Origin of the sequence: Geomicrobium sp. JCM 19037 (assembly GCF_000698105.1) — a bacterium.
In the GTDB taxonomy this organism is placed as follows: Bacteria; Bacillota; Bacilli; order Bacillales; family Marinococcaceae; genus Geomicrobium_A.
Map to the genome: position 1 here is coordinate 34,262 of NZ_BAWZ01000020.1, position 26,163 is coordinate 60,424.

General features: G+C 41.4%; 28 protein-coding genes, 4 pseudogenes and 1 riboswitch. Of the genes and pseudogenes, 23 read left to right on the plus strand and 9 right to left on the minus strand.

The window, feature by feature from the left end; translation table 11 throughout:
- The first annotated feature begins 506 nt into the window (after window positions 1-506).
- From JCM19037_RS12415 to JCM19037_RS12450, 8 genes are all read left to right on the plus strand, one after another.
- Window positions 507-1,658 (plus strand): OmpA family protein, encoded by a 1,152-nt coding sequence (locus JCM19037_RS12415; RefSeq protein WP_042401538.1) that lies wholly within the window; start codon window positions 507-509, stop codon window positions 1,656-1,658.
- Between the two features lie 47 nt (window positions 1,659-1,705).
- On the plus strand, window positions 1,706-1,906 hold the full coding sequence (locus tag JCM19037_RS12420; protein WP_042401541.1) for a hypothetical protein: 201 nt from the start codon (window positions 1,706-1,708) through the stop codon (window positions 1,904-1,906).
- Between the two features lie 161 nt (window positions 1,907-2,067).
- The gene (locus tag JCM19037_RS12425; protein WP_042401543.1) at window positions 2,068-2,334 is read left to right on the plus strand and encodes a hypothetical protein; all 267 of its coding nucleotides are present in this window, start codon (window positions 2,068-2,070) and stop codon (window positions 2,332-2,334) included.
- A gap of 856 nt (window positions 2,335-3,190) precedes the next feature.
- Entirely contained in the window at window positions 3,191-3,415 is a 225-nt protein-coding gene (locus tag JCM19037_RS28570; protein WP_255357911.1) for an aminopeptidase, read from the plus strand.
- Window positions 3,387-4,343, plus strand: coding sequence for an aminopeptidase (locus tag JCM19037_RS12430; protein WP_307189799.1), 957 nt, complete (start codon window positions 3,387-3,389; stop codon window positions 4,341-4,343). The genes JCM19037_RS28570 and JCM19037_RS12430 overlap by 29 nt, the downstream gene beginning before the upstream one ends.
- Before the next feature lie 430 nt (window positions 4,344-4,773).
- Complete coding sequence (locus tag JCM19037_RS12440) at window positions 4,774-4,986, plus strand: hypothetical protein (RefSeq protein WP_042401547.1); 213 nt, start codon at window positions 4,774-4,776, stop codon at window positions 4,984-4,986.
- 52 nt (window positions 4,987-5,038) lie between these two features.
- Window positions 5,039-5,236, plus strand: coding sequence for a hypothetical protein (locus tag JCM19037_RS12445; protein WP_042401549.1), 198 nt, complete (start codon window positions 5,039-5,041; stop codon window positions 5,234-5,236).
- A gap of 83 nt (window positions 5,237-5,319) precedes the next feature.
- On the plus strand, window positions 5,320-5,901 hold the full coding sequence (locus tag JCM19037_RS12450) for a ParB/Srx family N-terminal domain-containing protein (RefSeq protein ID WP_042401550.1): 582 nt from the start codon (window positions 5,320-5,322) through the stop codon (window positions 5,899-5,901).
- Window positions 5,902-5,944: 43 nt separating this feature from the next.
- On the opposite strand, the gene JCM19037_RS12455 is transcribed toward JCM19037_RS12450, so the two are convergent.
- Together JCM19037_RS12455 and JCM19037_RS12460 are read right to left on the minus strand one after the other, a co-directional pair.
- Window positions 5,945-6,541, minus strand: a complete 597-nt coding sequence (locus JCM19037_RS12455; protein ID WP_042401552.1) for a TetR/AcrR family transcriptional regulator — start codon at window positions 6,539-6,541, stop codon at window positions 5,945-5,947.
- A 116-nt stretch (window positions 6,542-6,657) separates the two neighbouring features.
- Window positions 6,658-7,403: pseudogene (locus JCM19037_RS12460) on the minus strand (SDR family NAD(P)-dependent oxidoreductase).
- A gap of 370 nt (window positions 7,404-7,773) precedes the next feature.
- On the opposite strand from JCM19037_RS12460, the gene JCM19037_RS12465 reads away from it, so the two are divergent.
- From JCM19037_RS12465 to JCM19037_RS12495, 7 genes and pseudogenes are all read left to right on the plus strand, one after another.
- Window positions 7,774-8,283 carry a GNAT family N-acetyltransferase gene (locus JCM19037_RS12465; protein ID WP_042401554.1) on the plus strand — a complete coding sequence of 170 codons (510 nt, stop codon included), beginning with the start codon at window positions 7,774-7,776 and terminating at the stop codon, window positions 8,281-8,283.
- A gap of 26 nt (window positions 8,284-8,309) precedes the next feature.
- On the plus strand, window positions 8,310-8,864 hold the full coding sequence (locus JCM19037_RS12470; protein ID WP_042401557.1) for a GNAT family N-acetyltransferase: 555 nt from the start codon (window positions 8,310-8,312) through the stop codon (window positions 8,862-8,864).
- A 53-nt stretch (window positions 8,865-8,917) separates the two neighbouring features.
- Window positions 8,918-9,016, plus strand: a riboswitch (guanidine-I (ykkC/yxkD leader).
- 84 nt (window positions 9,017-9,100) lie between these two features.
- Window positions 9,101-9,427: a multidrug efflux SMR transporter gene (locus JCM19037_RS12475; protein ID WP_042401559.1), complete on the plus strand. Its 327-nt coding sequence runs from the start codon at window positions 9,101-9,103 to the stop codon at window positions 9,425-9,427.
- A pseudogene (locus JCM19037_RS12480) lies at window positions 9,424-9,740 on the plus strand (multidrug efflux SMR transporter). Before JCM19037_RS12475 ends, JCM19037_RS12480 begins: the two are co-directional and overlap by 4 nt.
- Window positions 9,741-9,899: 159 nt before the next feature.
- Window positions 9,900-10,406: a glycoside hydrolase family 73 protein gene (locus JCM19037_RS12485; RefSeq protein ID WP_052363860.1), complete on the plus strand. Its 507-nt coding sequence runs from the start codon at window positions 9,900-9,902 to the stop codon at window positions 10,404-10,406.
- A gap of 819 nt (window positions 10,407-11,225) precedes the next feature.
- On the plus strand, window positions 11,226-12,065 hold the full coding sequence (locus JCM19037_RS12490; RefSeq protein WP_042401561.1) for a hypothetical protein: 840 nt from the start codon (window positions 11,226-11,228) through the stop codon (window positions 12,063-12,065).
- On the plus strand, window positions 12,046-12,297 hold the full coding sequence (locus JCM19037_RS12495; RefSeq protein WP_042401565.1) for a hypothetical protein: 252 nt from the start codon (window positions 12,046-12,048) through the stop codon (window positions 12,295-12,297). Before JCM19037_RS12490 ends, JCM19037_RS12495 begins: the two co-directional genes overlap by 20 nt.
- A gap of 249 nt (window positions 12,298-12,546) precedes the next feature.
- Here JCM19037_RS12495 and JCM19037_RS12500 read toward each other — a convergent pair whose 3' ends face one another.
- Together JCM19037_RS12500 and JCM19037_RS12505 are read right to left on the minus strand one after the other, a co-directional pair.
- The gene (locus tag JCM19037_RS12500; RefSeq protein WP_042401568.1) at window positions 12,547-13,269 is read right to left on the minus strand and encodes an SDR family oxidoreductase; all 723 of its coding nucleotides are present in this window, start codon (window positions 13,267-13,269) and stop codon (window positions 12,547-12,549) included.
- Window positions 13,270-13,320: 51 nt separating this feature from the next.
- The gene (locus JCM19037_RS12505) at window positions 13,321-13,563 is read right to left on the minus strand and encodes an Atu4866 domain-containing protein (protein ID WP_042401572.1); all 243 of its coding nucleotides are present in this window, start codon (window positions 13,561-13,563) and stop codon (window positions 13,321-13,323) included.
- A gap of 138 nt (window positions 13,564-13,701) precedes the next feature.
- Here JCM19037_RS12505 and JCM19037_RS12510 point away from each other — a divergent pair, with 138 nt between their 5' ends.
- The 7 genes and pseudogenes from JCM19037_RS12510 (at window position 13,702) to JCM19037_RS22945 (ending at window position 21,797) form a co-directional block, all read left to right on the plus strand.
- On the plus strand, window positions 13,702-14,601 hold the full coding sequence (locus JCM19037_RS12510; protein ID WP_042401575.1) for an AraC family transcriptional regulator: 900 nt from the start codon (window positions 13,702-13,704) through the stop codon (window positions 14,599-14,601).
- Between the two features lie 883 nt (window positions 14,602-15,484).
- Window positions 15,485-16,185: pseudogene (locus JCM19037_RS12515) on the plus strand (response regulator transcription factor).
- The gene (locus tag JCM19037_RS12520; protein ID WP_042401578.1) at window positions 16,175-17,176 is read left to right on the plus strand and encodes a sensor histidine kinase KdpD; all 1,002 of its coding nucleotides are present in this window, start codon (window positions 16,175-16,177) and stop codon (window positions 17,174-17,176) included. Before JCM19037_RS12515 ends, JCM19037_RS12520 begins: the two are co-directional and overlap by 11 nt.
- A gap of 142 nt (window positions 17,177-17,318) precedes the next feature.
- A pseudogene (locus JCM19037_RS12525) lies at window positions 17,319-18,001 on the plus strand (ABC transporter ATP-binding protein).
- Complete coding sequence (locus JCM19037_RS12530; protein WP_042401581.1) at window positions 17,998-20,580, plus strand: ABC transporter permease; 2,583 nt, start codon at window positions 17,998-18,000, stop codon at window positions 20,578-20,580. Before JCM19037_RS12525 ends, JCM19037_RS12530 begins: the two are co-directional and overlap by 4 nt.
- Window positions 20,581-20,742: 162 nt before the next feature.
- Window positions 20,743-21,405 carry a hypothetical protein gene (locus JCM19037_RS22940; protein WP_052363861.1) on the plus strand — a complete coding sequence of 221 codons (663 nt, stop codon included), beginning with the start codon at window positions 20,743-20,745 and terminating at the stop codon, window positions 21,403-21,405.
- Window positions 21,406-21,410: 5 nt separating this feature from the next.
- Window positions 21,411-21,797: a hypothetical protein gene (locus tag JCM19037_RS22945; RefSeq protein WP_052363862.1), complete on the plus strand. Its 387-nt coding sequence runs from the start codon at window positions 21,411-21,413 to the stop codon at window positions 21,795-21,797.
- A gap of 43 nt (window positions 21,798-21,840) precedes the next feature.
- On the opposite strand, the gene JCM19037_RS12540 is transcribed toward JCM19037_RS22945, so the two are convergent.
- Genes JCM19037_RS12540 through JCM19037_RS12555 form a run of 5 tightly spaced genes read right to left on the minus strand, consistent with a single transcriptional unit; the run spans window position 21,841 to window position 24,672 of the window.
- Window positions 21,841-22,200 carry a thioesterase family protein gene (locus JCM19037_RS12540; RefSeq protein ID WP_238544705.1) on the minus strand — a complete coding sequence of 120 codons (360 nt, stop codon included), beginning with the start codon at window positions 22,198-22,200 and terminating at the stop codon, window positions 21,841-21,843.
- On the minus strand, window positions 22,152-22,331 hold the full coding sequence (locus tag JCM19037_RS30130) for a thioesterase family protein (protein WP_373900863.1): 180 nt from the start codon (window positions 22,329-22,331) through the stop codon (window positions 22,152-22,154). The genes JCM19037_RS12540 and JCM19037_RS30130 overlap by 49 nt, the downstream gene beginning before the upstream one ends.
- Window positions 22,318-23,280 (minus strand): 3-hydroxyacyl-CoA dehydrogenase NAD-binding domain-containing protein, encoded by a 963-nt coding sequence (locus JCM19037_RS12545; protein WP_042401583.1) that lies wholly within the window; start codon window positions 23,278-23,280, stop codon window positions 22,318-22,320. Before JCM19037_RS12545 ends, JCM19037_RS30130 begins: the two co-directional genes overlap by 14 nt.
- 11 nt (window positions 23,281-23,291) lie before the next feature.
- Entirely contained in the window at window positions 23,292-24,176 is an 885-nt protein-coding gene (locus tag JCM19037_RS12550) for a 3-keto-5-aminohexanoate cleavage protein (protein ID WP_042401586.1), read from the minus strand.
- Window positions 24,166-24,672: a GbsR/MarR family transcriptional regulator gene (locus JCM19037_RS12555; RefSeq protein ID WP_373900874.1), complete on the minus strand. Its 507-nt coding sequence runs from the start codon at window positions 24,670-24,672 to the stop codon at window positions 24,166-24,168. The genes JCM19037_RS12550 and JCM19037_RS12555 overlap by 11 nt, the downstream gene beginning before the upstream one ends.
- 330 nt (window positions 24,673-25,002) lie before the next feature.
- On the opposite strand from JCM19037_RS12555, the gene JCM19037_RS12560 reads away from it, so the two are divergent.
- Complete coding sequence (locus JCM19037_RS12560; protein WP_042401619.1) at window positions 25,003-26,151, plus strand: betaine/proline/choline family ABC transporter ATP-binding protein; 1,149 nt, start codon at window positions 25,003-25,005, stop codon at window positions 26,149-26,151.
- Window positions 26,152-26,163 lie beyond the last annotated feature (12 nt).

Sequence of the window (26,163 nt, forward strand, 5' to 3'; positions counted from 1 at the left end):
TAATTTTATGAGTTGTTAAGTTGAATAAACTTTGGTGATATAAAACCTGTTTCACAAAGTAAGGAATAGGTTAATGATTATTTATGAATGTAAACAGTCTAACTAGTTATTTTCACTGTAAATCCCAACATTGATTCATACCAATGAGTATCAAGAAGTTTCTGTGAATAGAATATAAAATATACATAACTTTTTCAGATGGCTAAGAATAAGTGCTTTTTAGATTCACCAAGGTATTTGATAACCGTAATTTGATATGTATTGGGGACATGTATTGTGAACATAGGTTCTAGTATCCCGGGGAGGTCTTGGTCTTCTCACCCGTAACACAACAAACACAGGCTTACCAAAGATTACAGGCCTTTTGAAAATCTGTGTATTTTTCTTCATTAAAGCTTTGGTATTTCTATTAAACATTTTGTGTCTTCGCCTAATTCTGTATTTGAGGTGGATTATGGTAAAATTAAGTTATCTTGAAATACTTTACCTTGAGTTAGGAGGTTAATATGAAGAAACAATTATTCGCTTTATTAGCTGTATCTTTTACGTTGGCTGGGTGTTTTAACAATGGTGCGGATACAGAAGAAGAGGTTGATGGTGAAGCAGATGACGCCACCTCTGAAGAGGAAGAAGCAGACGAATTATTGATTGAAGAAGAGGAAGAACATTCTCGCGAGTCCGAGAATGACGTTGACAGTGTTGCCCCAGAACCCGTTGTACATACAGAAACATTCGAGCGTGAAGGGGAAGAAGTTGAGGTGGGTGTAACGGTACATCCTATTGAGCGGGAAGATGACCTTGCTATTTTTACCGTTGAGTTTGAAAAAGTCAGTGGTGAGGCAAGGATTGGTTTAGATCACATGTTAAGTCATCCAAGTACAACAAGGACTTCCAATCAATCTACCGCACGGGGAAATCAATATGATCGTCTTGGCTATCAAATACGGTTGTTTGACAGTACAAACGATACGATTTCTCATACGTTATTTTATCAAGAGTACAGAGACGACAGAGGAGATCAATATCTTTCTACACATGCGTTGAAAAGTGAAGAGATTGATAATCGTGAATTCAATGAGGGAGATATCGTCAGTTATTCAGCGGTCTTTGATGCTCCGACAGAAGAGCAAGTTCATGTCATGATGGAAAGTTTTGATCTCATTTTAGATGTTCCCGTTGTCCAATCAGATGAAGTCATTGATACTGCGGAAGAATTTTTATATGAGAGTGTGTTAGACACCACATCTCCTTCATTGGGAGATCTTACGGAACAAACCTATCCAGTACAAACATACAATGAAAGTGTCAACGCTCCAGTAGGAACTTTAGTAGAGGAAGGGCAAGCATCAATTACATTAGATTCCGATGTGTTGTTTGAATTTGATTCTTTCGAGTTGCAAGATGATGCTGAGCATATATTAGAAACAACAGCAGAAGAATTAGAACGTGTAAGCGGTGGAGATCTTATGATTGTAGGTCACACGGATGACCAAGGAGATGAAGCGTATAATCAAGAATTATCTGAAAGTCGTGCGCAGTCAGTCTACGAAGAGTTAGAAACCATCATGGATCTTGAAGTTTTTGATGGCGTAGAAACAGAAGGAATGTCATTTAATGAGCCATTGCTTCTAATGAAGATGAAGAAGGTCAACAACTGAACCGCCGTGTAGAATTTCATTTCTCACAACCTGATGACATGGTGGAAGTGACAGAGGAAGAGTTCGAACTCCCTGACAACTTAGGACCTGTTGCCACATACGAAGATGGTGAAGTCATTGAAGTCGAATACAGTAATAATCCTATGGGGGTATCTATAGATTCTTTAAAGAGGTTAGATGGCTATATTATCGGGCGTGTTCGCTGCATAATACAAGTGACAGATCCAGTCACATTCACAATCCTGTAAATATTGGATATGGTCACGGTGCGAGGAGTCTTCATGTAGAAGGTGATGAACTTACGTCAGGTGGTTTTCTTGATAATTATGACGCGAACGGTGTTACGTTACTTTATGGGGACAAACGCATTTTTCCAATTGATTATTGGGCTCTAACTGCCTATGATGAGGTGGAAAAGGGAACAGAAGAATTGACCCCGTTAACCCATCGTAATGTACGTGAAGGTTCAGGGAATACACTAGGCGAGGGTGGGGCAATGGTCGTCACTATCATATGGCCTGATGTCCCGGGCGAGACGATTACGGTTGATAAAGCCCCAAGCGATAACTATAATTTAGATATTGATCAATGGATAGATTACCTCGTTCCTTGGAGAATTATTGATGTACCGATTGACGGAGAATTTGAGAATAGTGAAAATGAAACAAATCAATAATAGCATTTGCTGCTAGTTGTCCGTAATTACGCATAGTAAATTACACTGTGGAGAGTGGAAGAACGATCTATATGGAATGAACCAAACCTTTACCTGATTAGCACAGTTAGTGGGTGCTTTTCACTGCTGGCGGATGGTTGTACTCCAGAGCATAAGGCAACATCGGTGGTCAAAGTACGCCCACCGTGTTTTCTTGACTCTCTAGAGTACAAGGGCGATACGGTTCACGTTTCTGCTACTGGTTACGGTGTGGAAAAAAGTCCAAATGCCCCATATATTCATTTAAGTGACACTTGGGAAAGAAATAGCATCATTTTAAACGTGGATGCGCACATAAACGGAGTCAACGGTCACAAATAGCGATATATGTGACGTTGAGGGCCGAAAGTGGCTGGTTTGAGGGCTGGATTGTCACATAAGTGACAGGTCAGCACATGCTTGCGCCAGGTGGTGATAATCAATCACATCTTTTTACCCTTCGGCCAACGTTTTCCGTGTTGTCCGCAATCCTTGCAGTGACGAACAACGAACGGCAACGAAGTTGTTGAAGTGAGATGAACATCAACAGACAATAGGTGGGCGTTTGCCTGTAAAGACCGATCTCGGTCATCGGATTCAGTGAATTTCTTTTGTTTAACTTATATAGCATTTTAGAAAAGGATAATCTCTGCGTGCTTACTTTTTTTGGTATTTCAATTCTCAGTGATTGCTATTTAGACTGTTCGCGAGTTAATCAATGGTAGCCAGTGGTATCGGTAGGGGATACTATCGTAACCTTCAAATTTTCGTACTCTTCATCTAGGTTATCAATGAATAGCGAATTAATTATATCCTCAAGTTTGGAGTTGATAGAGAGATGAAGGGAATTTACGACCATGTTGACGATGAGCAGCTGAAAAAGTACGCAACGCTTGCTGTCCGGGCAGGTGTGAATGTGCAAAAGAACCAATTGGTCATCATTCATAGTGACATCAAAGATGCAACGTTTGCTCGTCTAATTCAAACAGAGGCTTATGATGCTGAGGCTTCACATGTGGTTATAAACTGGTCAGATGAACAGGCAACTAAACTTTTTTTTTAAGAATGCAGCGGACGTTCATATCGATTGCATACCTGAGTGGGAGAAGACACGTTTTAAGGAGTGGGATGATGCAGGTGCTGCCCATATCCGGATTATTTCTGAAAACTTAGATGTTTTTAAAGAAGTGCCCGCAGAGCGGATGAGCCGTTTCCAGAAGGCGTTGCGGACTAAGTTGAAGGATCATTACGAAAAAACTAGATCTCACCAGTTACGTTGGTGTCTTCTAGCTGTCCCATCATTTGCTTGGGCAACTCAAGTATTTCCCGATTTAGAACAAGAAGAAGCGATACAAACGTTGTGGCAACTCATCTTACGAGGTGCCCGGGCGGATGGGATAAATCCTATTATCGACTGGACAAATCATGACAGAGTCTTGGCGTCCCGAAAGAAGTATCTAAATGACAGTCAGTTTGAATCCTTACATTTTACGAATAGTCAAGGAACTGATTTAATCGTCGGCTTGCCTAACAATCACATCTATATCGGTGGAGGGGTTAAAGATTCAGAGGGAATTACGTTCTTTCCAAACATCCCAACAGAAGAAATATTTACAGCTCCCCACAAAAATAAGGTGAGTGGAAAACTCGTAGCGACTAAACCACTGATTTATGAGGGAAGTGTTATCAATGATTTCTATTTAATCTTTGAAGATGGGCGGATCACTAACTACCATGCCTCAATTGGGCAAAAGGCGTTACAAAGGCTAATTGAAACGGACGAAGGTTCACATTATTTAGGCGAAATTGCTTTAGTGTCTAACCATTCTCCTCTTGCTCAGACAGACACGCTTTTTTATAACACCTTGTTTGACGAGAATACGGCGTGCCACATTGGAATTGGAAACGCTTCTCCATCCAACCTTCAGGGAGGGAGTAACCGATCGGTAACAGAGTTAGAGGAAGCAGGCTCAATCGTTCCCTCCTATTAGTGAATGTGACCTTTGGTTCTGAAAGTATGAAAGTAACCGGAATGAAAGAAAACGGAGAGGGTGTGTTGCTAATGAAAGAGGGGGAGTTCAAATTTTAAGTTCGTTACGCAGTGGTGTGTTCCTTTTTTATTGAGTTAGATTTGTTCACCTCGAAGAATATTTTAAATGTCAGGCGCTATAGTGCACAGGTTTGTATAATCATTCGGCTGATTTTAGCTTTTGTAGGACTTGTTATGAGTTTTAAAGCTGTACGTGCGATTGATAAAAAGGGTGAAATTGTTGTACTTATTAATAAGGTTTCTGCATTAATTATTTGGGGAGTGGCAAGTTAATTCAGTAATGAGCATTTCAATATCATGTAGCGAGCGTCCATCAGTTGGTCGTGAACCAAGGAAAGCCAAGTGTTTACTACAATTTAGGTGGGGATGTTATGCGAGGTAAGGTCATAGGCATATTTCTTTTCTTATCGTTCGTCTATCTTCAGCATCAATTCGTAGAGAGGACGTATTGGCTAGGTATTGTCCCTGATGCCATCGTGACCGATGTCGTTACACTTTTCATTGTTTATCCAGTAATTATAGGAATATCGGCATTTTTAGCGATGGACGTAGTGAACTTTATGAATCCTCGCCGTACTCGTTGAAAGTTGGTAAGGAATGTTGGATCGCTCCGGATTCAATTCAAGGGGGTTGTGTATGGGCTTCTGGTATTTTTTATTGCTACTTGTCGGAATGGCGTCGGTCATTATAAGTTTGAATATTCGCACTGTATCTCGAGAGGTAAAGTTATTTGTGATCCTCTTTTTTTGCGGAGGTGCATGCACCATCCTCGCTCTCGTTATGTTCTTACCGGGCGCTTCGGAGCTTATTGCGCTCTTGTTGAACGTAGTATAACTGGAACTCATCTAATCCCAGTTAGGAACGGTCCAAAACTTCCGCGCATACCGTAGGGGATATGTGGAAGGAGAGTGGGTGTCATGAAGACATATTGTGCGCTAGTATCTCTAAAAGAAATTCGCTTGGAAAATGTGGATCGAAAACCTGTGGACATTCATGATTTGGCAGAGAGCATTCAAATTACGGGTATTGTTGCTCCGTTGATCGTTGAGCAAATTGATGAGCGAGATTACATTTTACTTGATGGGTTTCGTAGGTATAATGCGCTCACGGAACTTGGGATTGAAGAGACGTATTGTCTCGTACGACCTTGCACATCGAAAGCGAATCGGCTATACGATCAGTTATTATTGGAGATAAACACAAAGCCATTAACGGCGGAGCAAGTCGTTCGCCACGTTGAAAAGTTATTAGACATGGGTGTTTTCAAAGTATTGTCCGAAAGCATTCCTGAAGGTGAGCTCCATAGATTATTGGATACCGTGCCGTTTCATTCAGATTTGAAGCGCCATCTTTTGCACTTGTACAAAAACCATATGATTGAAGAAAAAACGCTCAAGTTTATTGTCACGATCTATGAACTTCCTGGTTTCGAAGACTTAGATGAGCGGACGAAGGTAAAAGTCGTTGAAGCTGTATTGAACAGAACAATGAAGCCATAACTCTTGCTGGAAATGGCAAGACGACACGGGAGTCCTGCCATTTTCATATTCCAGTTTCTGAGTCCAAAATATATGGACCAAAAATGGACAACTCAATCAGTTGTTCAGCCATTTGTTCTGGGGAGTGGGTGTAATGATTTTTTATCCACCAAAGAATACTTTCAACGTAAGCGCCGGTGATGTAGGAGACGAGTAACGTGCGGTCTACACGAAGTCGATCACTATACATCGTGTGCGTAATGCCTTCGTCCACGTATTCTTGAATAATGGTTTTCACGTGATCGAGAAACACCGCATCAACTTGTTGTACGAGCATTGTTTCATAAGTGAGGTGCTGGTCATAAATATGCTCAAATAATGTTGTCAAGTACGTTGCCCGTTCTTCTGCACGTAATTGTGTTAACGGTTTAGGATTATTGATCGTTAATGATTGTTTCAATTCGTGTAAAAGGGTGGAATGAATGTCTTGCCTAAGGGATGCGATATCGTTGAATTGCTTATAAAACGTTGGGCGGGTCACATTCGCCTCTTGGCACACTTGTTGAATGGTTAGTGGTGAAGATTCATTTGCGATTAGCGTGATGTATGCGGTGTGAAGTTTATCCTTTGAACGGGATTGCCTCGGATCGGTTTTTTTCATTGTTATCACCTGCTGTTATAGTCGTACAAATTCTATCATAGCAAGCGGCATAATTATATGTTTCAGGAGCTGTTAAAAAAAGAAATCAGGAGCGTCCTGATTTCTCGATTATTAATTTATAGTGCTGTCCAACCGCCATCGATCACAAGCTCAGAGCCGGTCATGAATTTCGATTCGTTACTCGCTAGGAATAATACACCGTAGGCAACGTCTTCGGGTTCACCGAGGTTTGGTAGTTGTGTGTGCATTTGATAGTATGGCATGGCGTTTTCCATCGTTTCTGCCGTCATAGGAGTGACGATGATACCAGGGTGTACGGAATTCACACGAATGTTGTCTTTCCCATACTCAACCGCTGCTGATTTAGATAAGGAACGCAGTGCGCCTTTTGCAGCTGTATATGGCTCGAGCCGGCCATACCAACAAGTCCACCAATGGAAGAGATGTTAATGACTGACCCTGATCCGCGGTTTTTCATTTCTGGAATTGCATACTTCATACCGAGAATACAGCCGTTTAAATTCACATCCATCACTTGATTCCATTGTTCCATTGATAATTCAGCAAAGCTTTTGTTTATAGAAATCCCCGCATTGTTCACAAGCACATCAACACCGCCGAACGTGTCTAGCGTCTGCTTGATGACAGCCTTCCATTGATCCTCAGAAGCAACATCGTGTTTGATGCCAATAATATCGCCGCCGTTTTCCTGGATGGACGATACAAGTTCTTTTAATACTTCTTCATTAATATCGGTGGCGACAACCTTTGCGCCTTCCGCAGCAAAAAGCTCTGCTTCCTTCGCGCCCATGCCGTTCGCAGCACCTGTAATAATCGCAACTTTATCTTGTAATCTCAAAATGTTCCCCTCCAATTATTGAAGACTTAATTTACAAAATGTAAATTAGTTTACTATTTAGTTATAGCATATAGCTTGTGAACATGCCAACAACTTCACGCCTTATTATTTGATTGAGTTGTAGACAGTGCTCGTTTTTCGTTAAATGCGCACATTGTGGCGAAGTGCACGCATTCGACACTAGAGCGAACACATTCGACACGAAAGTGCACATAATCGACATGAGAGTGCACACTTTTGACAAAGAAGTGCACCCATTCGACACCCTCCTCCTCGACTAAAATTAAAAATGACCCGTGCCATTCAATTTATCTAGCTAAGGAGATCGTGTACACTTGAATTAGTAGTTCTTTGAAGGAGAGGGGCAGTTGCTATGCACATTCAACGAGCAACTATTGACGATGTACCGGGAATTATTCGTGTGTGCACAAAAGGGTACTGGGCAACGTACAGAGAACTTGTGTCTGATGAATACATTGAGCGAATTTGTAATGAATTCTACAACGAAGAGCGAGTCACAAGTGAAGTGACATCCATCGATGAGCGTTGGGTTGGTTACATTGTTGCTATTGAGGACGGACAAGTGATTGGAGCAGGTGGTGGAGGGATGCCATCAGCCAACCGTTCTGAGGTGTACGTGCTTTACTTGGATCCAGACAGAAGAAATGAAGGCATTGGCTCAAAAATCCTTGCAGAAATAACCGCGCAACAAATGAATCTAGGTGCCACTGAGCAGTGGGTGAGTGTACAAGAAGGAAATCAAAAAGGCATTCCCTTTTATGAAGCGAAAGGATTTATTTACGAGTCGCGCGTAAAGGCGTATGCCAATACTGAAGATGAGCGGTACGTGAACCTTAGATACAGACGGACAATTGGGACATGAATTTATGTTGGGGAGGAACAGAAACAATGGAGGCGATTGAAACACCCCGTTTAATTATTCAACAACTGAATGCGGATCATGCGAAAGATGTATTAGAATTTTATGTTCAAAATCAAGATTTCCTACTAGAGTGGGAGGCGAGAAAGAGTGAAGATTTTTACACACTTCAAGCGCAGGAGAAGTTGTTACTAGATGACCAAGTGAACTTTGAAGCAGGGAAAGCTTTGAAGTTATGGATTTATAAGAAAGAAGATGAGAGTCGCATTATTGGTTGCATTCATTTTTCCACAATCATTCGTAGTATTATGCAATCTTGCTTTGTTGGCTACAAGATGGATGGTTCAGAAAACGGGAAAGGATACATCACCGAAGCGTTACATGCTGCTGTTGATTTAATGTTTAGTAAATATAATTTACATCGAATAGAAGCACCCATTATGCCAAGGAACATAGCTTCTATTCGAGTTGTTGAGAAATTAGGATTTGAACAAGATGGACTAACGAAAAAAATGCTATTAGTAAACGGGGTTTGGGAAGACCATTTACGATTCTCATTATTAAACCCGGGTCAGACGTGTTGACATCGTATTAAAAACGAGATAATATATTAACTACCGTTAGTTATCTATGATCGAATAGAACTTTCTAGGGTTCCGCTACTCGGTAGGTCTGGTCCGAGGGAAAGTGCAGCATGTTCTAGTGTTGTTCACGGAGGGAAAAAAGCCCGGGAGATATTGTGTGATGAAGTCACGCAGTATGTCCCGGGCTTTTTCATGTTCTCGAAAGCCTTGGGAATAATAAAACATGAGGTGATTTTATGTGGGTTGTTGTCGTGATTGCCGCGATTTTTGAAATTGGCTGGGCAACGGGGTTGAAATATGCAAATGATGCGTTGACGTGGACATTAACGATTATCGCCATTGTCATTAGTTTTGGTTTGTTAATCCGGGCAGCGTCGACGTTGCTGACGAGTACGGTGTATGCGGTATTCGTTGGATTAGGAACAGTAGGAACGGTAGCTGTTGATATTATATTCTTTGGTACAGCAATCAATATTGGCGTGATCTTTTTCGTTGTGATGCTTCTTTCTGGCGTGTTAGGACTGAAAATGGTAACAGGTGAAAAGGAGGAAGGTCGGTCATGAGTTGGATCATTCTCATTATTGCGGGGTTACTTGAAGTCGTTGGTGTCAATGGAATTCAACGTTATATAAAAGGACAAAAGGTGAGCGGGATTTTGTTCGTTGTGTTTGGGTTTGCGATTAGCCTCACCCTCTTAGCCATTGCGATGGACATATCCCTCTTGGTGTTGCATATGCGGTGTGGACGGGCATGGGGACTGTCGGAAGTGCGGTCATCGGTATGATTTTCTACAACGATTCCAAAGATGTAAAGCGTATTGTATGTCTAGCTGTCATCGTTGTAGCTGTCATTGGTTTGCGTGTGGTATCTAATTAACTATGCTGACCATGGCGATTAACAACACTAGGTAAGCCATCGAAGGCGGAAGTCTGAGAATAAAGACACAGGCACATTTTCTTTAAAATGGTTGAGGTTTGCTTCTTTTTTCCTCTTTTTATATTGAACGACAAAAAAATAGGAAAGGGGAACGAGAAGATGACGAGAGAGGAATTTCTACAAGAAATCCGTGAGACAGTGATGACGTTGTGGGCAGACTTTCAAATTTTACCTTCCATTGCTGCTGCACAAGCGGCACATGAATCAGGGAACGGACAATCTGATTTAGCACAAAATGGGAATGCACTATTTGGTATTAAAGTCGCGAACGGTGTATGCGATGGGCCAGGTGAGCCCGTATCCTTTGATGACCCAAGTTGGACAGGAGGTGTGATTTGTCACTTAACGTGGGAGCATATTGATGGGGAAGATATTCAAGTGTATGATACGTTCCGAATTTACGATTCTTGGGGAGCGTCGATTCAAGATTATGCCGACTATTTGCACGTGCGCGGCTTGTATGATGCTGTCATCGGGGAGACCGACTATCTATCGCTGCACAAGCGCTATTTGATGCAGGCTATGCGACCGACCCTAACTATGTCGAGCGAATTACTACACTCATCGAAGAATATCAACTTACCGATTGGGATGAAGAAGCGCTAAGCGCTAGTGGTGGGTCTGAAGGCGCTACGTCTTGTTAGAGAGGACGTCGCTAGTACAAAAATCTAGTAAACAGACGTGCAATTGAGTTTAAAAATAATTATAAAATAACCCCACCTTTATATGAACTGCTAATAAGCATGTCAATAAAAACCTAACACTAAATACTTGATAAAAATATAGCTATTCAGGCTAGATTATTTTATCGTACAATAAATCTACCCTAATGTACGATGTTCAGATTAAATGCTTTGAAGGAAAGTAGTCAAAAGCTCTTAGTTATCAGGTTAAAAAACGATGATCGAGCCTATTGCAATAATGGGTTTGATCTCCTTGTTTTATGCAGAATAATCCCGAGAATCGTAAGTCGTCACTCTCAGTCGAGTTTAACATTGGCACCTTAATCTTTATAATTAAGGTGCCAATGTTACGATCATACGCAGGTGCTTAATACACACAGCTGTTTAAATAAAAACTAGAATTGAAAGTTGACAAGCCATTGAAAAGGTTTTTATCGTTATTTTATTAACTGCTTGTCAAATTTCAGAAAAACCAACAGCACAAGAACACATTGGAAAAGAAGAGAAAGAACTGATAGCAAGGTTATTTAATGAGGAGACTTTACATGTACTGGGTCACTCTAATTGGTAGAAAATCATGAGAAGCATACTTAAGCTAGTGCTGTAGGATATCACCATAATTGGGGGAAAGATATCGTAATTAAAGTATTAAAAATGGGGGTCCATATTCATAGAATAAGACATCACATATATGGATACATAACGGATTTATAATCGACTTACATATATCGGAGGAGATATTTTGAAAAATGTTCTTATTATTGGAGCTACAGGTGTTCTTGGAAAGCTAGTATGTAATGACATTAAAAACCTCATTCCAGAAGATGTTACCTTAATAATCACTGACTATAATAAGGAAAGAGGCGTAAATTTCGCTACTAGTTTAGGTAATCATACAAAATGGCGGTACCTTGATGTAAAAGAAGATAAAAGTATTGAACAAGCTTTAATTGGAATTGACATGGCAGTTGTTTTAATTAAACAGTTTGAATCAAAGATACAAGAGATAGCTTTAAAAATGAGAATCCCTTCTTTAGATGTAACCCCGTCTTACTCTTTGTATAGCCGAGTAATGAAATACCATGATGATGCTTTAAAACAAGGTACAGGAGTTTTGCTGTTATCGGGGTTCTTGCCTGGTTTGTCTGGATTACTCATCAAAAAGGCAATAGATGATTTCGATTATATAGAATCTGTAGATTTGGGATTTTTACAAAATAAGAATGCGGATGTCGGGATCGCGGGAGTAAAGGACATGCTACGTTTAATAGATGAACCTATCATAAGTGGGGATCAAAAAATAAGTAGTTTCTCCCAGTCAAAAAAGATGTATTTTCTTGGTCATGCTAAATACAAAAAAGTTCGGAATATCGAACATTCAGAAAGGATACTTCTAAGTAATATGTTCCCGGTAAACTTTTGGACTGGATGGAGTAACCGTCCTTTTAATTACATGATATATCTTCTTAAGAAAACTCAGTTGTTACCATTTATATATAATCTCAATTCCGGTGTAATGAAAAGAATCGTTAAGCATAATCCTCAAAAAAAAAGAAGATGCGATGCTTACTGTCGAAGTTAAGGGGCTTGTTCAAGGGGAATACAAAAAGAAAGGCTACTATTTACAGACATTTTCCGATTATCGAACAACTTCACTAGTCATAGCCGCACTAGTAAAAATAATGTTAACAAAGAGAGTGAAAGGAGTAGCGACTCCTTATGACATAACTGAAATAGATGAAATTTTATCTATAATTAATAATGATAATATTAGATTAAAAAACGGAAGTACAGCAGTAAAACTTCAAGAATAACTCAATATCGAAAGTCATCCATATATGCCTAAAAAATAAATCTATTGCTTTTAATAATTCAAATCTAAGAAGCAATTCATTTAAAATAATAGAGAACAGATGTGAAGTGTTGGTTAATTTGCGGAAGCTTGTGTTGCTGCTGCTCCCATTGATGGTATGGTAAAGAATATGAGGTTGTAGTAGAGGAGTAAACGTAGTAGATCACTTAAAGCGAGAGGGCATGTTGTCGCCCTCTCTATAACCAAAATATTATGTTGGTCTAACAACTAGTTCGTTCACATCTACTTCACTCGGTTGCAAAATAGCATAAGAGATTGCATCGGCGATAGCAGATGCTGGAAGAGCAATCTTGCGATACTCTACCATAGCTTCGCTTGCTTCTCCGTCTGTAATATGATCTGTTAATTCTGATTCGGTTACACCTGGTGAAATGAGGGTGGTACGGATGTTGTGTGTCAATTCTTGACGTAACCCATCTGTAATGGCACGGACCGCATATTTGGTTGCACAGTACACAGAGGCAGTTGGGGTGACACTGTACGCGCCGATTGAAGCGATATTAATAATATGACCCCGCTGTTGTACTTTCATTAGAGGTAGCACAGAAGCAATTCCGTGCAAGACTCCCTTTATATTTACATCAATCATTTGATTCCACTCTGTAATCTTTCGTTTTTCTAGCATGGATAAAGGCATGATACCTGCATTGTTTACAAGAACATCTAATTGTCCGTACGCTTCTTTGATCTCTTGTACGACTTGTTCCATCTGTTCAAAATTGGTCACATCCAACTGCTTATAGTCTACTGCATAGTTTTTATTACGAAGTTTTGATGCAAGTTCTTCAAGCTTACCTGTTCTTCTTGCTGCGGCAATAACCGTAAGTCCCTGTTCTGCCAATTTCTCAACAGTAGCTGCCCCAATTCCACTACTCCCACCTGTTACTAGAACAACTTTTTCATGTGTTGTCATGCTTTCTCATCTCCTTAAATAAATGAGTGTAGAATTTAATTTCGTTTGAACTTAGTCACGGTAAAGGACCATACCCGCATGATATAAAATGTTATTGTGAAACTCTCCGTCAGCTGTGAACCCAGTATCATCTTTATAGGCAATATAGTTGCCTGTAATTTGATAGTTCCCCTTATACGCGGCTTCAATAGTACCGCGAGCTTCAACGTATCGGCCATTGGGCAATAATTCATGTCGAATTTTACGATCTTTCGTAATCCAAATACCGACGTAGGGATGGTTATCTTCACTCACTACCTGTTCAACTCCTTTTTGTTATGATCTACTCTAAGTATTCATGAAGAACAAGGTGGAGCGGTAGCCTCTTACTCTTCAATTCTTGCTTTATTCTCTAAAACCCCCTATGCTTTCAAACAAGAGGAGGTGCTGATTATGGCGGAGCAGATGCACGTCAAACATCGAGAAGAAGAACTAATCAAGCTAGTCAATTCATTCGCCAGAGTTGACGGAATACACAATACGAATATAACGGGCCTTTCGATAATTCGATCTTCAACACCTCTTGAGCCAATAAAAACATTACATCAACCGGCATTATGTATGATCATACAAGGTGGTAAGGTTGTCTCGTTGAATGGTGAAGACTATTCATATGGAAATGGCGACTATCTTGTCGTCGCCGTCGACCTTCCAGTTGTTGGAGAAGTCGTGAAGGCAAGTGAGGAAGAGCCATATCTATGTTTACGGTTGGATTTTGATCAACTGCAGTTGGTTAACAGCATTGGCAGTGAGAAACAAAAAAACGATAATCTAAATATCTCAAAAAGAGGACTATTTGTTAGTCAGACAACCGGAGCTTTACTCGACGCCTGGCTACGTCTTTTGACACTATTAAAAACGCCTAATGATAAGGATTTTCTCGCTCCACTAATTACAAAGGAAATCTTATATCGTGTCATGAAAGGAGAGCAAGGGGAGAGGATCCAATTGTTTGCTGCTCGAGGAAGTAAAATGTCAGAAATCGCTAAAGCGATCAACTATTTAAAACAGCACTATGCTACTAAAATCAACATAGAAGAGCTTGCAAAACATGTAAATCTTAGCGCTCCTGCATTCTATCAGCATTTTAAACAGGTGACTGCGATGACGCCGATTCAGTACCAGAAATCCCTTCGACTTCATGAAGCCAGAAGATTAATGATAAGGGAACATTGGCTAGCCTCCGACGCGGCATTTCATGTTGGTTATGAAAGCCCATCTTACTTCTCGCGTGAATATAAGAAAATGTTTAGCCGATCACCAAGAGACGATCTGAAAACTACATTCCAATAACGAGTAATGATGCCCGAATATATGCTCAGAATTGGGCTACGGGGATGTTTTACTTCCCTGTACGTAACGTGCTTATTGATCCGAAAGCGAACACTCAATAAATTAATTTCACATACCGTGATATGCTATGTATGTTTCAGTCCTTGAAACAATAATAAATTGTTGTTTTTTTCAAATAAGGGTGTGCAAGAGTGAACTTTGGTCCATTTGCATGACAAGGCTTAGGTCTTTCTAAAGATGCTACGCAGATGGACCTCCTTCGTGCAACTGGCGGTATCTTAGCAACTGACTCTTATAAATTTGTTGCACCGATTTTCTTTTACAAAGATGAATTCACTTTAGATATGTTGTAGCATGTTGGCATCATGATAACCGAGATGAGATTATAAACAAACTTCAACATGGGGATCATGTTAAGTTCACATATGACAAAGCTAATGGATTTAATGATAAAGCAATATAAATACATTCAACTGAAAATAAAAAGTTAGCATATATCTCTGTAGTTTACAGTGGTTGGATGTACGAAATGATAGTCAAAAACTGCGATTATGAAGCAGTAGTTTGGGAAGTTCACCCTCAGGCGTTCCCTCACCGTAAGGTGAATTTTAATGATTAATGGTCAAGTAAATCCATCAATAAATTTTGATGAATGATTAAGAGTAAAAGAAGATGTAAATATCGTTTTGTCTTAAAAAGCGAAATGATTTACAGATTGTAGAGTGCCCGCCTCAAATAAATCATTTTGGGGAGTGTTTTTAGTTTTCAGAGTAATCTACAGAATATAAAGTTATTACCACACTTTCATCGAAGTCGTCACTGCCTGTTTACAACCTTCACCGTTCTGTCTATCCTAAAAGTAAAGCACAAGGGGAATAAGTTGATGACGATTCTACTCGTAGAGGATGACAAAACGATTGCGCTCGGTCTGGAATATTCACTCCAACAAGAAGGGTTTGAAACGATTCATGCTGTAGATGTTGCTTCTGCGAAATCGATGATTAGTGCATCGATCGAGTCAATTTCACTTTGTTTGCTTGATTTGTCATTGCCCGATGGTTCTGGATATGAGCTTTGTGAGCTCGTAAAAGGCAAGAAGGACATTCCGGTCATTTTCCTTACCGTCGTTGATGATGAGGTGAATGTAGTGATGGGGCTTGATATGGCGCGGACGATTACATTACCAAGCCGTTTCGAATTCGTGAGTTAATCTCCAGAATAAAGTCGGTGTTGCGTCGTTATGAAAAGCAACACGGTCATGAGCAGAATACTCGTGTGGAGCTTTATGATGTTGAGGTTGCTGTTCAAGAGGCAAAGGTGTGGAAGGCCGGGCAGGAAGTCATGTTGACGGCGTTAGAATACCGTTTATTACTTATATTTCTGCAACATAAAGGACAAGTCTTATCCCGAGCTCAATTATTGGAGCAGATTTGGGATGTGGCGGGTGAGTTTGTGAATGACAATACACTTACGGTTTACATTAAACGGTTACGTGAAAAACTTGAAGATCACCCTCAACAACCACAGATCATTCAGACGGTTAGAGGTCTGGGGTATCGGCAGGTGAATGAAGATGTTGCGTAATCGAGAAATACGTCTGCTTTTAGTAAGTCAATTGATCATCTGTCTTGTCGCAATTTCCGGAGTCCTTCTTTTTCCAAGTGCTTCACTCATAATTATGATTAGTTTGTCGGTACTCCTCATAGTGGTTCATCTGTCTTTTACGCACTGGAAATACAAACGATTACAACGGTTGTCGGCATACTTACAACAAATCAATGCTGGAGACTATACGCTAGATGTACGGGATAATGAAGAAGGCGAGTTAAGTATCTTAAAGAATAACATCTATAAAGTGACAACACGGTTAGCAGACTATTCGGCTGGGTTGAAAGGAGATAAAGAGAAGCTCACAGAAGCGATCTCTGACGTGTCTCATCAGTTGAAAACACCCATCACATCAATGATGGTGATGGCGGATTTACTTGAGAGGGATAACCTCGATGTTGCAAAGCGCCAGCAGTTCACAAAGGCCATTCAAGAACAATTGGAACGGTTAGATTGGCTTGTAAGTTCTCTTTTAAAGCTCTCAAAGATGGATGCAGGAACGATTGCGTTTAAGAGAGACCGGTTTGAAATGAATGCGTTGGTCGAAGATGCACTTAAGCCCATGCTCATGTCCATTGATTTAAAAGGTTTAACGATTAACCAGATTGGCAACGATCAAAGTCGACTCGTTGCAGATTACCATTGGACAAAGGAAGCCCTTATTAACATTCTTAAGAATGCAGTAGAACATAGTCATCCAGGAAAGACGTTAACGATTCATTATCACGAGAATGCGTTGTATCAAGAGATTGAGGTTACTGATTATGGAAGTGGCATTCCAAAACATGACTTGCCATATGTTTTTAAACGTTTTTACAAAGGGGAAAATGCTGGTGATAATAGTGTCGGCATAGGTTTGGCGATGGCATATCAGATTGTCACAAGGCAAGGTGGCGACCTTGAAGTGCGAAGTGAAGAGGGTATAGGGACAACGTTTTCAATGAAGTTTTACAAACAGACGATCTAAGAGTAGTCGTTATGCAAAGAAGCATTAACGCTACTCTTATTTGCATTTCATTTTAAGTGACGGTATTGTCACTTGCCGAGTCACGAAGCCGTCACTTTGGACGCTTATGCTTAACGTATACAGATGATCTGGAGGGAACGTTATGGAGATTGTAAAGATAGAACAATTGTCAAAAGTATACGGACAAGCAGATACAGCGGTGAAGGCGTTAGATGACGTTTCATTCTCTGTGAAAAAAGGAGAGTTTGTGGCGATCGTGGGTCCATCCGGCTCTGGGAAGTCGACGCTTCTTCACTTATTGGGAGGCGTGGATCGGCCGAGCAGTGGCAAAGTGTGGGTCGATAATACAGATATTTATCAATTGAATGAAACAAACTTAGCGATTTTTCGTCGCCGACAAATCGGGTTAATTTATCAATTTTATAATCTGTTGCCGATTTTAACGGTTGAAGAGAATATTACGTTGCCGCTTTTGTTAGACGGCCATAAGGTTGACAAGAAACAGTTTCAAGAAACGGTAGAGTTGTTAGGGTTGCAAGAGCGTATTCATCACTTGCCGAATCAGCTGTCTGGGGGGCAGCAACAACGCGTGTCCATTGGTCGAGCGTTAATTAGCAACCCTGCGATTATGTTGCAGATGAGCCAACGGGAAACTTAGACAGTAAAAACAGTAAAGAAATCATTGATCTACTAAAGATGTTCAACCGCACGTACAATCAGACGTTGCTCGTCATTACGCACGATGACCGTATTGCTCTTCAAGCGGATCGAGTCATTTCGATTGAAGACGGGCGCGTGAGTAAGGACGAGGTGATTCGTCCATGAGCATCGTCAACAAAATAACTAGGCGGCATCTTAAAGAGAACAAAAAACGCACGCTCATTACAATCATGGGAACAATTATTTCTGTTGCCATGATCATGGCCGTTGCGACGTTAGGGTCGACGTTTCAAGACGTCTTAAAGCGCAATGCCATTGAAAATGCAGGCGATTGGCATGCTGCATTTGAGCAGGTCAACCAAACCCAACTTCAAGCAATTCGAGAAAGTGATTTGTTTGATGACGTCGCGCTAATACGTGAGTCTGGTTACGCTGAGTACGGGGCGAGTACTGATTCATCAAAGCCCTATGTATATGTCACAAAATTAAATGAAACAGGTTTTGACACGATGCAATTAGAGCTTGTTGAAGGGCGATTTCCGAGCGGACCAGATGAAGTGATTGTGTCGGAACAATTGATGGACATCGGTAGTGAGATTCATCTGGAAATGGGGGAACGTGTCGCAGAAGACATCACGTTTGATGATGAGCGGACACATGCGTATGCTCTACACACCGTTAACGGTGAACGTGCCGAGCGACTAACGAATGTCACGGAAGATTCGTTTAGTGTCGTTGGGGTTGTCCGGGAGCCTCTCTGGCAGCATTCTTGGACACCAGGTTACCCTATTATCGGTCATCTTGATGAAGGAGAAATTGCAGACGACAGCACAGCGATGGCGTACATGTCAGTCAGTGATGTGGACCGTACGATTTATGATCAAGTGAACACGTTTGCCGAGGAGGCAGGCTTAGAGCAACCGTTCTACAATGATTCACTATTACGTGCACATGGGCTGACAGCAAGCGACAATATGCAAACGACGCTGTATGGACTCATGGCCATTGTGATGGTAATTATCGTCATTGGATCAGTGGCTCTCATCTTTAATTCGTTTGCCATCTCTGTATCTGAGCGTTCTCGCTATTTAGGAATGCTCTCAAGTGTTGGTGCGACGAAGCGGCAGAAACGAAATTCGGTCTACTTTGAAGGATTGATCATCGGACTGATTGCGATTCCTATTGGGATTGTAGCTGGAGTTGCAGGAATTGGGGTGACGACTTATTTTATTAATGATCTTCTCTCTAGTGCACTCGATACCGAACTAAGAATGGTCGTTTCTAAAGAATCGGTCTTTATTTCAATTGGCCTTGCAGCGATGACAATTTTCATCTCCACGATTATTCCGGCCTTACGGGCTTCAAGAATTACCGCGGTTGATGCAATCCGGCAATCACAAGACGTCAAGCTTACGAAAAAGAAAGTGAAAACCAATCGTCTCGTGCGAAAGCTGTTTGGGGTAGAAGGAGATTTCGCATTAAAGAATTTGAAGCGAAACAATAAGCGTTATTTCGTTACCGTTTCTTCATTGGTCGTGAGCATCATTTTATTTCTTTCGATATCGTACTTTGCTTCAGCACTTTCGCAATCAATGCACATGTCTTTTGTGAACCAAAACTACGATCTTAGTATTCAAGTTGATCGTAATGACGATGAGTTTGCAGCCATTGTTGATCAAGTACTGAACATGGATTCGGTAAATGAAGGCAGTGTAAACCGCTCCGTGACATTTCGAACGCTTGTAGAACCGGAAAGGTGGCCTGAAGGCTTGACCAATCAGGTCGAGGATAACATGGATTACTTGATTGATGGGAACTATCCTTATCATGTCCAAGTGATCGGTCTCGATGCCGATAGCTTTTCTGAATACGCCACTTCCATCGGTGCAGATACTGAGCGATTTATCGGTGCAGATGAAACGCGGGCCATACTTGTGAGTGAGATACTGTACGAAGATACAGAAGCAGGTAGATATGTAGAAGAGCCTAGTGTACGTGCGAATGAAAATGATACGTTCACAATAGAACAGGAAAATTACGATGAAGAACGAGAATTGTACGAATATGAAGACGTTGTTGATGTTGAGATCGGAGCGATTACGAACGATTACCCACTTGGTTATTTTGAACAATGGTTAGGGTCAATGGTTCTCATCGTTTCACCAGATGTATTTGAAGATATTCAAACGGTAAGCGGTCAACCTTTGTATGATATGCTGTATGTAACGACTGACCAACCGGAGGCTTTACAGCAAGAACTTGAAGATCTTGCGCTCATTGATGAGGCAGCGATTCATAATACGTACGCTCAAGAGCAGCGGGATCAACAAATCACCACCGTCATGTCCATCTTTTTATACGGGTTTATTACGCTCATATCAATGATTGCTATTGCAAACATTATAAACACAATTTCAACGAGTATTGCGCTTAGAAGACGAGAATTTGCGATGTTAAAGTCAATCGGTATGACCCCTCGGTCGTTTAACAAGATGATCTATTTCGAAAGCATCTTTTATGGCCTAAAGGCGTTGTTGTATGGCCTTCCAATTAGTATTGGGATTATGTATAGCATCTATATTACGAATCAAAACGCGTTTGCTTACGCTTTTACACTACCATGGCTGGAGATTATCATTGCCATTGTTGCGGTTTTGGTAATTGTCATCGTCGCGATGATCTATTCCATGTCCAAAATCAAAAAAGACAATATCATTGAGACACTAAAACAAGAAAATGTGTAATAGCAGTGTGGAGCCTCACTTTTGTGGGGCTCTTCTTATTTTAATATTCTAGTGTTTTATTTGACATTTAATAATTTAATAGTATAGTTTTATCTAAATATTTATCATATATAGATAGAGAATAATGTGCGGTACATCGTGCAGCATAGGAGGTAGAAAACATTGAAGACGACACTCCGTGTTGCTGGGGTTTACGTTGGTGCCGTCGTTGGTGCGGGCTATGCTTCAGGACAAGAAATGCTTCAATTCTTTGTGAGTCATGGTGTGTGGGGAATTGTAGGAACGGCGGTTACGATGATTTTGTTGCCGATTCTCGGCTACCATCTCGTGATGCTCGGAGATCAGTTACACGTTCGCAATCATAAAAAGGTGCTGTATCATTTATGTGGAAAATACCTTGGACCGGTCATCGATGTCGCGCTTACTTTTTTCCTGTTTGGCTTAGGAGCGATTATGATTGCAGGAAGTGGTTCATTATTTGAACAATCATTCGGCCTTGCACCGATTTGGGGCTATGTTTTTATGAGTCTCGTACTCATATCCACCTTATTACTCGATACGAATAAAATCATAACGATCATTAGCTCGTTAAGTCCTTACATACTCGTGCTTTTGTTCATTATCGTTGTGTATTCAATCTTTGCGAGCGAAGCGAGCTTCGCGACGTTGGAAAGCATCGCTAGCCAACAATTAACGGTGTCTCCACATTGGACACTCAGTACACTCATTAGTGTTTCGTTTAACTTTATGGTCGGATTTGCCATCATGGTTGTGTTAGGAGCCGTAGAGAAAGATCGGAAAGGATTACGAATGGTGCGATCTTAGGTGGTGTGGCGTTAGGTGTAATTGCTATTATTGTGGCACTTGGTGTGTACTTAAACTTAGACCGGGTTCATGAGGCTGAAATGCCAATCCTGTTATTGGCACATGAGTTTAATCCAATTGTTGGATTCTTCATGGCAATCGGTTTACTCATGATGATCTATAGTACAGCAGCAACGTCGTTATACACGTTCCTAGTACGTTTCTTTGCACCGAACACGAACGCCTACAGAGGAGCAGTTGTTGTTGCTTGCTTACTCGGCTTAGGTTTTGGATTCATCGGTTTTGTTGACCTCGTCAACACCGTTTATCCATTGCTTGGGTACATCGGATTTATCGTCATTGTTAGCCTGATTATTAATATTGTAAGGCGGCCGAAGCAAAAGGTCGTATAAATCAGTAGCCGTGATAAAACCAAACAAAAAAAGCTCGCATTGTTTAACTACAACGCGAGCTTTTTCTTATTTCCTCCGAATGCCCATCAGCACATTTGCGCGTTCTGGCCATTGCTCTGTCTAATTTGGGTAGAGAAGAGAGGCTTTGTTCAATTTCCTCTGGAAATGGTCCAGGGCGTCCAGTCGTTGTGTCCATTCCCATTACCATTTGTTCACTTGTTGCGATGATGTCACCGTGATCATTTTCCATCTCAAACCAAAGGTGCAAACGTTTGGCATCTTGATCGAGAATGATGACGGTCGTTCGTAACGCTTGTTGTTCATGGGCTTCTTGTAAATAACGAATGTGCGCTTCTAACGTGAAAATCGTGTATGCGTGGCGCTCTCGTCCAGATGCATCCAACCCAGTCGTTCCATGAGTGCATCGAGGCTCTCGCTAAACACCAAGGAATAAGATGCATCGTTCATGTGACCATTGTAATCGACCATGTCAGATTGGACACGACCGTTCCAAATGACTTTACGTTCTGTCATAAGCAATCACCTTTTCTGATGGCCAAAAACCTTCTTCTTCGAGTAAGTCCATCAATTTAATTAAGAAACGATCGCGACGATGTTCAAGGTCTGCGATTGATACAGTTCCACTTTGTTCTGCCGTTCCTTGAATGACTTTTTCGCTTAATTCTTTCGTTAGTTCAGGGGCAACGAGACGTGTCCACGGAAGTTTTAGCGCCGGACCAAATTGCTCAAGCATATGGCGCATGCCCGCGTTGCCGCCTGCTAAATGCAACGTCATAAACGGTCCCATTAATGCCCAACGAAGGCCAGGGCCATAAACGATGGCTTTGTCGACTTCTTCTGTAGTCGCAACACCGTCATTGACGATGTGAAGACTTTCCCTCCAAAGAGCTTCCATCAGGCGATCGCCAATGTGACCATCAATTTCTCCGCTCATCATGAGTGGTTTCATGTTCATCTCGTCGTACATCGCTTGTGCTTGCTCCATGTAACGGCGATCTGTTTGTTTACCCCCGGCAATTTCGACAAGCGGCACTAAATAGACCGGGTTAAAAGGGTGAGCAACAATGACTCGCTCTGGATGTTTCGTGCAAGCCTCTTGTAACACAGACGGCATATAACCCGATGTGCTCGAAGCGAGAATCGCCTCCGGTTTCGCCACAGCATCGGCTTGTGAGAGCACGGATTTCTTTAGTTCTTCACGTTCAGGTACATTTTCTTGAATGAGATCCGCATCTTCAACCGCTTCTTCCAATGTTTCAAAGAATGTTAGATTTTTCAACGATGCGTGTTCTGAGATACCATACTCGTCAAGTGTTGGCCAAATTTCTTCAAGTAGATTTCTTGTGGTTTCTTCGGCGCCTGGAGCGGGATCAAAGGCGTGTACGCGGTGGCCATTCGCGATAAAACGCGCGATCCAACCGTTACCGATAACACCTGTGCCGAGTACTGCAAATGTCTTCATGATTTACACCTCTATCGATTAAATGCGGTTAAGTTTAACTGTTCACGTGCTTCTCTTGGTGTCATAGGTTCAAGGTTAACACTGTTTAAGACGGAAACGGCTCGGTCGACAAGTTGTTCATTTGAACCGAGTACACCTTTTTCAAGGTAAAGGTTGTCTTCAAGTCCAACGCGTACATTTCCTCCGAGTAATGCCGATTGTGCAACCATCGGAAGTTGCATACGACCAATCCCAAACGCTGACCAATGGGCACCTTCTACGGTACGTTTACGCATGTAATCAATCGTTTCAGCATCTGCATCGGCACCCCATGGAATACCTAGGCAAAATTGATACATTGGGTTTCCTTCAATCAATCCTTCAGAGACGAGCTGATTCGCTAAACGAATATGACCCGTATCAAAAATCTCCATCTCAGGTTTCACGCCACTGTCTTTAATGAGTTGTGCATGCTCACGGAGCCATCCAGCAGGGCCAAGATAGACTTCATCTCCGAAGTTCAAGCTGCCACAATCGAGCGTACAGATTTCTGGTAGCAATTTGCCGACGGGTTCATGGCGTTCTTGAGGGGTCTGGATGTCTGTTCCAGGACCACCTGTAGTGGGTGTTTCTAGACTTGGGACAAAGTCACCGCCACCTCCAGCAGTAATGTTAATAATCACATCCGTATCGGCTTCACGAATACGTTCAACCGTTTCTTTAAAAAGTTCAACGTCGTGACTTAGCTTTCCAGTTTTCGGATCACGGACGTGGATGTGTGCAATCGCTGCACCGGCTTTAGCAGATTCAATGGCTGAATCTGCAATTTCTTTTGGTGTAATCGGTACGTGCTTGCTTTTGCTCGTTGTGTCACCCGCACCTGTAAGTGCAGCGGTAATGATTCGTTTATTTTTCATGATGGTTGTCCTCCTTTTGGCTGTCGCGAAGCGGTACATGATCAAAGATCTGGCCACTTTCAAAGAAGTACACAAGTCGATCAATCCAGTTGTAATACGCTTGCCACGCATCAAGTTCTTCGGACAGCGCTTCAACGCGATCTTTAATTTCAACGGGTGTTTCACTCGATAAGGAAGTCTTCATATGATCCACGCGCTCTCGTAATCGTCGTTCAAGCGTCATGTTACGTGATACAACTTCCTTCCAGTTTGTCGTAAACAACGAGATGAATGTTTGTGCATAATCGCTTTCTACATTGTAATGTTCTTTGCGACTGCCTTTGACAAATTCTTTTTCTGCAATATTTAGCGCAAGCATCTGACGCATGACTTGACTCATTCTCGTTTTGCTCATGCCTGTTTCTTCGGCAAGGGCATCTAACGTCATCGCTTCACGATTCATATAAATGATACCGAGTAGTCTTCCAACTGTTGATGAAACACCAAATGTCTCCATATTATCAGCAATTCGGTCGGTAATTTGATCTTCTGCTGCTTGTAACTCAGTAAGTAGCTGATCGTTTGATAATGATTCCACGGACATGCCTCCTTCAATCACTGTGATTAACCTTATCATTCCTCAAATCAATTGCAAAAAAACAGGTCAGGTAGAAAAAGTGAGGAATCGTTAGTAATTTTACGATATTACCTTTTGTATACTTTGTAAAGTTTAAATTGCATAGATTATACAAACTGTATCGGTTTTTTCAGGTTTTCCTAATTTAAGGTCGAAACATTATACTGAGAAAGTTGCAAGCGAGAGTAAGAAATGATGGAGGTGCTTGATTTGCTAGAATTCAAAGACGTAACAAAAACCTTTGATGGCAGTAAAAAGCCTGCAGTAAATAAACTAAACTTAACGATTGAAAAAGGTGAGTTTGTCGTATTTATTGGACCAAGTGGTTGTGGAAAAACAACAACAATGAAAATGATTAACCGTCTCGTAGAACCATCGGAAGGTCAAATCTTAGTGGATGGGACGAATGTGTTAGATCAAGATTCTGTGCAATTGCGTCGTTCAATTGGTTACGTGATCCAACAAATCGGTTTGATGCCACACATGACGGTAGGGGAGAACATCTCCCTTGTAGGTTCATTATTAAAATGGAGTAAGCAAAAGCAACAAGAACGTGCGAAAGAGCTTATTTCTTTAGTGGATTTACCTGAAGAGTACTTACAGCGTTATCCACACGAGCTCAGCGGTGGACAACAACAACGAATTGGTGTGTTGCGTGCATTAGCTGCAAATCCACCGTTAATCTTGATGGACGAGCCATTTGGAGCGCTAGATCCGATTACCCGTGATGGCTTGCAAGAAGAATTTAAGAAGTTACAAAAAGAAGTGGACAAAACGATTGTTTTTGTCACTCATGATATGGACGAAGCTATTAAACTAGCCGATAAAATCGTCATTATGAACGCTGGAGAAATCGTGCAAGTCGGAAGTCCGGATGAGATTTTAACGAATCCTGCTAATGAATTTGTTGAAGACTTTATTGGTAAAAATCGATTGTTACAAAGTCGTCCAGATGTAACGACTGTTAAGCAAATCATGAATGCAGAGCCAGTCACAGTGAAAGAAGAGCGCACTTTAAAAGAAGCGATTCAAGTGATGCGCGACAACCGTGTCGATTCTCTGTTAGTCATTGATGAGATGGATACATTAAAAGGATACATCGATATTGAAATGATTGATTCGCATTATAAGAAACGGAATTTCGTCTATGAAGCGATGGATACCGAAGAATATTCCGTTCATAGTGAGGATTTGTTGCGTGACTCCATGTACCGGATGCTTCGTCGTGGTAGTGCGTACGTGCCAGTCGTTGAAGAGAACAATCGACTTGTAGGAATTGTTACGAGAGCAGCGCTCGCGAATATGGTTTATGACACAATCTGGGGTGAAGAAACCGCCCAAGTTGCCGCAACGGAATAAGGAGGTTACGAC

Excerpts from the sequence above, each read along its gene's own strand:
- JCM19037_RS12415 (WP_042401538.1), top strand. The coding sequence starts at position 507 with ATGAAGAAACAATTATTCGCTTTATTAGCTGTATCTTTTACGTTGGCT.
- JCM19037_RS28570 (WP_255357911.1), top strand. The coding sequence starts at position 3,191 with ATGAAGGGAATTTACGACCATGTTGACGATGAGCAGCTGAAAAAGTAC.
- JCM19037_RS12430 (WP_307189799.1), top strand. The coding sequence starts at position 3,387 with ATGAACAGGCAACTAAACTTTTTTTTTAAGAATGCAGCGGACGTTCAT.
- JCM19037_RS12440 (WP_042401547.1), top strand. The coding sequence starts at position 4,774 with ATGCGAGGTAAGGTCATAGGCATATTTCTTTTCTTATCGTTCGTCTAT.
- JCM19037_RS12445 (WP_042401549.1), top strand. The coding sequence starts at position 5,039 with ATGGGCTTCTGGTATTTTTTATTGCTACTTGTCGGAATGGCGTCGGTC.
- JCM19037_RS12450 (WP_042401550.1), top strand. The coding sequence starts at position 5,320 with ATGAAGACATATTGTGCGCTAGTATCTCTAAAAGAAATTCGCTTGGAA.
- JCM19037_RS12455 (WP_042401552.1), bottom strand. The coding sequence starts at position 6,541 with ATGAAAAAAACCGATCCGAGGCAATCCCGTTCAAAGGATAAACTTCAC.
- JCM19037_RS12465 (WP_042401554.1), top strand. The coding sequence starts at position 7,774 with ATGCACATTCAACGAGCAACTATTGACGATGTACCGGGAATTATTCGT.
- JCM19037_RS12470 (WP_042401557.1), top strand. The coding sequence starts at position 8,310 with ATGGAGGCGATTGAAACACCCCGTTTAATTATTCAACAACTGAATGCG.
- JCM19037_RS12475 (WP_042401559.1), top strand. The coding sequence starts at position 9,101 with ATGTGGGTTGTTGTCGTGATTGCCGCGATTTTTGAAATTGGCTGGGCA.
- JCM19037_RS12485 (WP_052363860.1), top strand. The coding sequence starts at position 9,900 with ATGACGAGAGAGGAATTTCTACAAGAAATCCGTGAGACAGTGATGACG.
- JCM19037_RS12495 (WP_042401565.1), top strand. The coding sequence starts at position 12,046 with ATGCTTACTGTCGAAGTTAAGGGGCTTGTTCAAGGGGAATACAAAAAG.
- JCM19037_RS12500 (WP_042401568.1), bottom strand. The coding sequence starts at position 13,269 with ATGACAACACATGAAAAAGTTGTTCTAGTAACAGGTGGGAGTAGTGGA.
- JCM19037_RS12510 (WP_042401575.1), top strand. The coding sequence starts at position 13,702 with ATGGCGGAGCAGATGCACGTCAAACATCGAGAAGAAGAACTAATCAAG.
- JCM19037_RS12520 (WP_042401578.1), top strand. The coding sequence starts at position 16,175 with ATGTTGCGTAATCGAGAAATACGTCTGCTTTTAGTAAGTCAATTGATC.
- JCM19037_RS12530 (WP_042401581.1), top strand. The coding sequence starts at position 17,998 with ATGAGCATCGTCAACAAAATAACTAGGCGGCATCTTAAAGAGAACAAA.
- JCM19037_RS30130 (WP_373900863.1), bottom strand. The coding sequence starts at position 22,331 with ATGACAGAACGTAAAGTCATTTGGAACGGTCGTGTCCAATCTGACATG.
- JCM19037_RS12545 (WP_042401583.1), bottom strand. The coding sequence starts at position 23,280 with ATGAAGACATTTGCAGTACTCGGCACAGGTGTTATCGGTAACGGTTGG.
- JCM19037_RS12550 (WP_042401586.1), bottom strand. The coding sequence starts at position 24,176 with ATGAAAAATAAACGAATCATTACCGCTGCACTTACAGGTGCGGGTGAC.
- JCM19037_RS12555 (WP_373900874.1), bottom strand. The coding sequence starts at position 24,672 with ATGGAGACATTTGGTGTTTCATCAACAGTTGGAAGACTACTCGGTATC.